We start from the raw sequence: 6,133 nt of genomic DNA, 5'->3' as shown, positions 1-6,133 counted from the left end.
ATCTGGAAGGAGGCCCGGCATGGCTCGAGACCACATGATCCTCAGCGCATTCTTCTTCAACCCGCAGGGCGATCATCGGATGTCGTGGCGCCACCCGAGGGCGCCGGGGCGGGAGGTGCTGGATTTCGAATTCTACCGCGATCTCGTGCAGGCGGCCGAACGCGCCAGGATCGACACCATCTTCGTCGCCGACCACGTGTCGATCTGGGATTCAGTCAAGAGCGGCGTCGCCCATTACGCCAATGCCCGCCTCGAACCGCTGACGCTGCTATCGGCGCTGGCTAGCGTGACCAAGCATATCGGCCTGATCACCACGGCGTCGAGTTCCTACAGCGAGCCGTACAATGTGGCGCGCATGTTCGCCTCGCTCGACCATATCAGCAAGGGCAGGGCGTCGTGGAACGTCGTCACCTCGGCCATGGATGAGGAGGCGCGCAATTTCGGCCGCGACGGCAATATCGAACATGCTTTCCGCTATGAGCGCGCGGCCGAATTCCTCGATATCGTCAAGGCGCTGTGGGACAGCTGGGAAGACGAGGCGCTGCTGATCGACAAGGCGTCAGGCCATTTCGCCGACCCCGACAAGGTCCATCCCATCGATCACAAGGGCAAGCACTTCAAGGTGCGTGGGCCGCTCAACGTCTCGCGGCCGCCGCAAGGCCATCCGCTAATCGTCCAGGCCGGCTCGTCCGAAGATGGCAAGAACTTCGCCACCGCCCAGGCCGATGCGCACTTCGCCATCTACAGCACCAAGGAGGATGGCATCAAATACCGTCAGGATATCAACGAGCGGCTGGCCCGCCACGGCAGGCGGCCGGAGAGCTTCAAGATCCTGCCCGGCATCCTGCCGATCGTCGCCGCCTCCGAAGCGGAAGGCCGGGAAAAGCAGGAATACCTGCAGACCTTGCTGCCGGATCAGGTCGGCATCGACCTTCTGTCGAGCTGGAGCGGGTTGGACCTGTCGCTGTTCCCGCCGGACGGGCCGCTGCCGCCGCTGCCGGACGAAAGCACGTTCAATGGCGGGCGCACATCGCTCAACCGGGTCAAGCAGTGGGCGAAGCAGAATCTCAGCCTGCGCGAGATCGCGCGCAAGCTCGCCAACAGCGGTTCGGTGCCGACGGTTGCCGGCACGCCGGTACAGATCGCGGACCAGTTGCAGGACTGGTTCGTTTCGGGTGCCGCTGACGGCTTCAACCTGATGTTCCCGCTGCTGCCAGAAGACTGGGTGAATTTTGCCGAACAGGTGGTGCCGGAGCTGCAGCGGCGCGGCGTCTTCCCGACCGAATACGGGCCGGGAACGCTGCGCGACCGTTTCGGCCTAGCACGGCCCGCCAACCGCTTCGCCGAACAGCGCGACAATGCGCGTGCCGTGTCCTGACCGGAAGAACGATCATGACCGTCGCACCAAGATTGCAGCCACGCGAAGCGACCGCGCCGCAGCTCGTCAATGTCCTGCACAGCCCCAAGCGTGTGCGCGTCAAATTCGGCGGCCGCACCATCGCCGACAGCCGCAACGTGCTGGTGCTGCGCTCCAACCATTTCCTGCCGATCTATTTCTTCCCGCCGTCAGCGGTCGACCCATCGGTGCTGAAACCTTCGCTGCATCGCGAGCCGCATCCGGTCGGTGGCGAGACCGCCTATTGGGATATCGACAGCGGCGACAGGCGCAGCGCCAACGCGGCGTGGTCGTTCGTGTCGCCGCCGGATGAAAACCTGGCGCCGCTGGCCGGCCGCATTGCATTCACCTGGAAGGCCGTCGACCAGTGGTTCGAGGAGGAAGAGGAAGTCTTCGTCCACGCCCGCGATCCCTATGCACGCATCGATGTTCTGCAAAGCTCGAGCCATTTGCAGATCTGGTTCGACGGCGAGCCGATCGCCGACAGCCACCGCCCGGTGCTGCTGTTCGAGACGCATCTGCCGACGCGTTTTTATCTGCCCGCGGAAGACATCCGGCTGGAGCGGCTGACGGCGTCCGTCACCACGACGCGATGTCCCTACAAGGGCATCGCCTCTTACTGGTCCGGCCTGCTGAGCGACGGTTCGGTGCGCCCTGATATCGCCTGGAGCTACCGGGATCCCATTGAGGAAATGCCGAAGATCAAGGGCCTCATCGCCTTCTATCCGCAGGCCGTCGACCGCATCCATCTCGACGGCGAGCCCGTCGCATAGATTTTCAATCTTCATTTCAAAGCAGGGATTTCAAAATGACCAGACGCAGAGATATCGACGCAGTTCGCAATCTGTCGGGGGACATCTGGAATGTCGCCGTCGACGAACATCAGGGCGGCTTTCTCAAGCGCCGCGATCTCCTCAGATATGCCGCACTGCTCGGCCTGACCGGCTTTGCCGCCTCGCAGGGGTTGGGAGGCGCGCGCGCCGCGGCTGCCGGCGGCGGCACGGTTCGCGTCGGGCTCGGCCAGCCGACCAAGGCGATCGATCCGGTTTCGGTCACCGATCCGGCCAGCATCGGGGTGATCAGCCAGGTCGGCGAGTATCTGATCCTCGACGATCCGAAGGATGGTCTGCAGCCGAAGCTGGCTCTGTCCTGGGAGGCCAACGAGACGGCCAGCCGCTGGACCTTCAAATTGCGGCAAGGGGTAAAATTCCACGATGGCCGCGCGGTCACCGCCAAAGACGTTGTGGCGAGCTTCGAGCGGCTGGTCGATCCGGCCAGCGGCTCGTCGGCGTTGTCCGCCTACAAGGGCATCCTGTCCAAGGGCGGCGCCAAGCTGGTCGACGACGAAACCGTCGCCTTCGATCTCGACGGTCCGAACAGCAACTTCCCGTTCTATGTCTCCTCCGACGTCTACAATGCCGTCATCCTGCCTGCCGACTATGCCGGTGATTTCGAGAAGACTTTCAACGGCACCGGTCCGTTCAAGCTCGAATCCTTCCGCCCCAAGCAAGGCGCCAGCTTCGTGCGCAATGAGAATTACTGGGGCGACAAGGCGCTGCCCGACCGGATCGAGATCAAGTTCTTCGACGACGAGCAGGCACAGGTGCTGGCTTTGCAGGCCGGCCAGCTCGACGTCATCCCGAGCACGACGCGGCTGGAGCTGGCGATCGAGGGCAATCCCAACTTCAAGCTGCTGAGCGTGCAGGCGAGCTCGCACGACCAGGTGCATCTCAGGACCGACCAGGCGCCGTTTACCGACAAGCGCATCCGCCGCGCGCTGGCGCTCACGATCGACCGAGAGGCTGTGGTCAAGGGCCTGCTCAAGGGCCGCGCCATCGTCGGCAACGACACGCCGTTCGCGCCGATCTTCCCCTCGGCCGATCCATCGGTGCCGCAGCGCAAGCAGGACATTGCCGAGGCCAAGCGGCTGCTTGGCGAGGCGGGCGTGCCCAACGGCTTCGAGGTGACGCTGACCACGGAACGCGCCTATGACATTCCCGACTATGCGGTCATCATCCAGAACTTCGCCAAGAAGGCCGGCATCGACGTCAAGCTCAATGTCCTGCCGCAGGACGCCTATTACGGCTCGGCGACGTTTGGCAGTTCGCCATGGCTGGATTCGGTGCTCGGCATCACCGACTATGGCCACCGCGGCACGCCCGACATCTTCCTCAACGCCACGCTAAAGAGTTCGGGAGCTTGGAACGCGGCACATTTCAACAACCCGGCCTATGACGCGCTGCTGCTTGACTACTCGAAGGCGCGCGACCTGCAGGCACAGCGCCTTGTTGCCCGCAAGATCCAGACCTTGCTGCTCGACGAGACGCCGGCGATCATCAGCTACTTCTCGCAATACAGCCGCATCGTCAGCTCCAAGGTCGAGGGCGTGCGCTTCACCGCGATTTCGCATCTCCTGCTCGACCGCGTTTCCTTCGTCCAGGCATGATCGCGACATGCTGACCGGTCGCATTCTGTCAGCGCGTGTGGGCACACTTGTCCTCACCCTGTGGCTGGTCAGCATTCTGGTGTTCTTCGCCGGGCAGGTCCTGCCCGGCGATGTGGGCCGTGTCATGCTCGGGCCTTTTGCCGACGCGCAAGCGGTGGCGGAACTGAACAAGCGGCTAGGCGCCGACCAGCCGGTTCTCGTCCAGTATTGGCTCTGGTTCAGCAAAGCGGTCACCGGTGACTTCGGCACCTCGCTGTCGATGCGCGGGCCGGTGGCGCCCTTCGTGCTGGAAAGCCTCAAGCGCTCCGCGGCGCTTGCCGGGATTATTTTGCTCTTCCTCGTTCCGCTCGGCGTTGGTGCCGGCGTCATCGCCGGTCTCAATGCCGGCCGCCTCATCGACCGGCTGATCGTGATGGCGGGCGTCTCCTTCGGCATTGTGCCTGATTTCGTTTCCGGCCTGATGCTGCTCATCGTTTTCGGCCTGTGGCTGAACTGGTTCCCGATCTCCGGCGTTGCGCCCGATGGCGCGGGCTTCTGGACGCATGGCTATTATCTGATCCTGCCGGCGCTGCCGCTGGTGCTGAACCTTTCCGGCTATATCGCCCGGATGACGCGAGCAGGCGTGATCGAGGCGATCGCCGCCGATTACACGCGCACCGCCGTCCTGAAAGGGCTCGAGCGGCGCGAGATCATCTTTCGGCACGTGCTGCGCAATGCGCTGACGCCGACCGTCGCGGTGCTGGCGACGCAGACCGGATACATGCTGGGTGGGCTGGTGGTGATCGAGGCGTTGTTCGGCATCCAGGGACTTGGCAATCTGGTCCTGAACGCGGCCAAGGCCCGTGATTTCCCGATGCTGGAGGCAGGCGTATTGGTGATGGCGGCCATCTTCGTGCTGTCGGCGGCGGCCGGCGACCTCTTGCTGGCGCTGCTCGATCCGCGGCAACGCCGCCGGACCTCGCCATGACGGATCTGGCCGAGTTTCCCGCACCGCAGCGCGCCGTGGCGGGCTTTTCGACAATGCGCCGGATTCGCAGTGCTTTCGCCGGATTGCCGCCGTCGGTCGTGGTCGGATTGCTGCTGCTTTTGTTCTGGGTCGCTTGCGCCATAGCAGGCAACCTCTTCGTTCCCTACGATCCCTATGCCGAGGATTTCCTGGCGACGCTGACGCCGCCCGATGCGCTGCACTGGTTCGGGACCGATCAGCTCGGCCGCGATGTGCTGTCCCGCATCATCGTCGGTTCGCGCGACATCCTGCTGGTTGCGCCGCTGGCGACGCTGGCCGGGGTTGCCGCCGGCAGCATCATCGGCCTGGTGCTCGGCTATTTCGAGGGCCTCACCGATGCCATCGGCGCGCGGCTGCTCGATACGCTGATGGCGTTTCCGTTCATCGTTCTCGTCACCATGACGCTGGTGGCGATCGGCCCGTCGAACCTGACCGTCATCCTGGTGATCGGCATCGCCTACGCGCCGCTGGTGGCGCGCACCGTTCGCGCCGCCGTGCGTGAGCAGAAGCAGCGCGACTATGTCAGCGCCGCGCGCCTCGGCGGCGAGGGCGCGCTCGCCATCATGTTCCTGGAGATACTGCCCAACATCAGGGAAACGATCCTCATCGAGCTCGTCACAAGGCTGGGCTACGCGTTCTTCTCGATCGCGACGCTGAGCTTTCTCGGCCTCGGCATCCAGCCGCCATCGGCCGACTGGGGACTGGCCGTCGCCGACGGCTATGGCTTCCTGACCGGCGGAAAATGGTGGGTCGTCCTCTTCAATTCCGGGGCAATCGTCTCGCTGGTGATGGCGACCAACCTGATCGCACAAGGCATTGGCGCCTTCGAGAATAGCGATGCATGAGCCTTGATCCGGGCGCCAAAAAATCTCTTTTGCATTGAAGCTTGACGCGCATCCTTATATCGCATGACTATGAAGAAAATCGGTTTCCTGTCGTTCGGGCACTGGACGCCCTCGTCGCAATCGCAAGTGCGCTCGGCTTCGGACGCGCTTTTGCAATCCATCGACCTCGCCGTCGCCGCCGAGCAGCTGGGCGCGGATGGCGCCTATTACCGCGTGCATCATTTCGCCCGCCAGCTCGCTTCGCCGTTCCCGCTGCTGGCGGCGGTCGGCGCCAAGACCAGCCGTATCGAGATCGGCACCGCCGTCATCGACATGCGCTACGAGAATCCGCTCTACATGGCCGAGGATGCCGGTGCTGCCGACATCATCGCCGGCGGGCGCCTGCAGCTCGGCATCAGCCGTGGCTCGCCCGAGCAGGTGATCGATGGCTGGCGCCATTT

Annotated in this window: 6 protein-coding genes; all 6 read left to right on the top strand. The window is 64.0% G+C overall.

The window, feature by feature from the left end; translation table 11 throughout:
- The first annotated feature begins 19 nt into the window (after positions 1-19).
- Complete coding sequence (locus tag EN914_RS20520) at positions 20-1,378, top strand: LLM class flavin-dependent oxidoreductase (RefSeq protein WP_024503940.1); 1,359 nt, start codon at positions 20-22, stop codon at positions 1,376-1,378.
- Between the two features lie 14 nt (positions 1,379-1,392).
- Complete coding sequence (locus EN914_RS20515; RefSeq protein ID WP_024503939.1) at positions 1,393-2,169, top strand: DUF427 domain-containing protein; 777 nt, start codon at positions 1,393-1,395, stop codon at positions 2,167-2,169.
- Positions 2,170-2,204: 35 nt separating this feature from the next.
- Positions 2,205-3,842 carry an ABC transporter substrate-binding protein gene (locus EN914_RS20510; RefSeq protein ID WP_024503938.1) on the top strand — a complete coding sequence of 546 codons (1,638 nt, stop codon included), beginning with the start codon at positions 2,205-2,207 and terminating at the stop codon, positions 3,840-3,842.
- Positions 3,843-3,849: 7 nt separating this feature from the next.
- A complete protein-coding gene (locus EN914_RS20505) occupies positions 3,850-4,809 on the top strand; it encodes an ABC transporter permease (RefSeq protein ID WP_013530496.1) in 960 nt (319 codons plus the stop codon).
- Positions 4,806-5,693, top strand: a complete 888-nt coding sequence (locus EN914_RS20500) for an ABC transporter permease (protein ID WP_024503937.1) — start codon at positions 4,806-4,808, stop codon at positions 5,691-5,693. The genes EN914_RS20505 and EN914_RS20500 overlap by 4 nt, the downstream gene beginning before the upstream one ends.
- 69 nt (positions 5,694-5,762) lie before the next feature.
- On the top strand, positions 5,763-6,133 hold a 371-nt coding region (locus tag EN914_RS20495), incomplete at its 3' end, for an LLM class flavin-dependent oxidoreductase (protein WP_164778820.1).

Origin of the sequence: Mesorhizobium sp. M7A.F.Ca.CA.001.08.2.1 (genome assembly GCF_003998455.1) — a bacterium.
GTDB lineage: Bacteria > Pseudomonadota > Alphaproteobacteria > Rhizobiales > Rhizobiaceae > Mesorhizobium > Mesorhizobium ciceri.
The sequence above is the reverse complement of the archived record's forward strand: the minus strand, read 5'-3'. Positions and strand labels throughout refer to the sequence as shown.